Origin of the sequence: Ornithinibacter sp. (genome assembly GCF_035443565.1) — a bacterium.
In the GTDB taxonomy this organism is placed as follows: domain Bacteria; phylum Actinomycetota; class Actinomycetes; order Actinomycetales; family Dermatophilaceae; genus Fodinibacter.
Genome location: NZ_DAORSO010000251.1, coordinates 1 through 2300, shown reverse-complemented (window position 1 = coordinate 2300; position 2300 = coordinate 1). Strand labels below are relative to the sequence as shown.

The following is a 2300-nucleotide window of genomic DNA, read 5'->3' as shown; positions in this document are numbered from 1 at the left end:
GGCGGCGCGCTCGCGACCGGTGGCGGTGTCCTCGCTGGCGAGCTCCGCGTCGATCTGCGCGTCGTCGGCCTCGCCGGCTGCCGCGAGGGCGGTGAGGAGGGTCCAGCGCATCTCGAAGTCGACCTTGAGCCCGTCGAGGACCTCGGTGCCGTCGAGCAGGGCTCGCACCGTCGCGACGTCGTCACCGGCCGTCGTCAGCGCACAGGCGGCGCTCACGAGCTGGAGCTGGGCGTCGGTGCCGGGCTCGCCGGCCCGGGCGATCTCCCACAGCCGGTCCCGCGTCGACGCGCGCGTGGCCTCGCGATGCTCGGGGTCGGTGTAGGAGAGCACCGACGTCTGCAGCTGGGCGATGAGAGTGCGCAGCAGGGTCGAGTCGGTCTCACCGGGCAGCGTCGCGAGCACGACGTCGACGAACGCGCGAGCACCCATCTCGGCGTCGCGGGTCATGTCCCACAGGCAGGCCAGGACCAGCGAGCGGGGGAGCGAGGAGGTGAACCCGCGCGGGTGGGTGAGGGCCGTGGCCAGCGAGCGCTCGTCGAGGCGGATCTTCGCGTAGGCCAGGTCGTCGTCGTTGACCAGGAGCAGGTCGGGCTGCTCGCGGCCGACGAGCTCGGCGACCTCGGTGACCGCACCGTCGACGTCGACGGCGATGACGTCGGTGCGGTGCAGCGCACCGTCGCGAACGGCATACAGCCCGACGTTGAGCGTGTGCGGGCGCACCGTCTCGAAGCCGGGAGCGCAGGTCTGCTCGATCACCGCCGAGGCGATGAGCCCACGGTCGTCGACCTCCAGGACGGGGCGCAGGGTGCTGACCCCGGCGGTCTCGAGCCACAGCCGCGACCAGGCGCGCAGGTCCCGGCCCGACGTCGCCTCGAGCTCGACGAGCAGGTCGTCGAGCGTGGTGTTGCCCCACGCGTGCTTGGCGAAGTAGGCCCGCAGACCGTCGCGGAACGGCTCGCGGCCGACGTGGGCGACGAGCTGCTTGAGCACCGAGGCGCCCTTGGCGTAGGTGATGCCGTCGAAGTTGACCTCGACGTCGCGCAGGTCACGGATCTCGGCGACGATCGGGTGGGTGGTCGAGAGCTGGTCCTGGCGGTAGGCCCAGTCCTTCTCGTGGGTGCCGAAGGTCGTCCAGGCGTCGGTCCAGGCGGTGGCCTCGGCCTGGCAGGTGGTCGAGGCCCACTCGGCGAACGACTCGTTGAGCCAGAGGTCGTTCCACCAGCGCATCGTCACGAGGTTGCCGAACCACATGTGGGCGAGTTCGTGCAGCAGGGTCAGGGCGCGCCGCTCGACCAGCGCCTCGGTGACGCGGGAGCGGAAGACGTAGACCTCGTTGAAGGTCACCGCCCCGGCGTTCTCCATCGCCCCCATGTTGTACTCGGGCGTGAAGATCTGGTCGTACTTCTCGAACGGGTAGGCACAGTCGAACTCGGCCTCGAAGAAGGCGAAGCCGCGCTTGGTGAGGTCGAAGAGGTTGTCGGCGTCGAGGTAGGGCGTCAGCGACTTGCGGCAGAAGATGCCGAGGGGAACCTCGCCCCGACGGCTGGTCAGGGTGTCGCGCACGACGTCGTAGGGCCCGGCGACGAGTGCGGTGATGTAGCTCGAGATGCGCGGGGTGGGGGAGAACCGCCACGTGGCGACGCCCTCGCCGGTGGGTTCGGCGTCGGGGGTGGGGGAGTTGGAGACGACCTGCCAGTGCGCCGGCGCCGTCACCGTGAAGGTGAAGGCGGCCTTGAGGTCGGGCTGCTCGAACACCGGGTACATGCGCCGGCTGTCCGGGACCTCGAACTGGCTGTAGAGGTAGACCTCGTCGTCGACCGGGTCGACGAAGCGGTGCAGGCCCTCACCGGTGTTGGTGTAGCGGCCCGTGGCGGTGATGACGACGACGTTGTCGGCGGCGAGGTCGGGAAGGGTGATCCGGCTGTCGGCGTAGTGTGCGGCCGGGTCGAGCTCGGTGCCGTTCAGGGTGAGGCCGGTGACCTCGTCACCGACGAAGTCGACGAAGGTCGCGCTGCTGGGCTCGGCGCAGGCGAAGCGGATCGTGCTTCGCGTGGCGAAGGTCTCGGGGCCGGTCGTGACGTCGAGCTCGACCTCGTGGGTGTCGACGGTGACGAGGGCCGCACGGGCTGCGGCCTCCTCACGGGTGAGGTTGGTGCCGGGCACGGGTTCTCCTTGTGTGGGCGTGCAGGTGGGCGTGGTGGTGTTCACGCCTGACGAACGGTCGGATGCCGGGGGTCGTCTCGGGCGGCCGGTCCGGGTCGTGAGCCATCCTGTCACGGGGCGCTGACGTCGCGTGGTCG

1 protein-coding gene is annotated in these 2300 nt (G+C 70.5%); it reads right to left on the bottom strand.

The window, feature by feature from the left end; translation table 11 throughout:
* On the bottom strand, positions 1-2163 hold a 2163-nt coding region (gene pepN / locus PLL68_RS14040), incomplete at its 3' end, for an aminopeptidase N (protein WP_324535127.1).
* Positions 2164-2300: the final 137 nt, after the last annotated feature.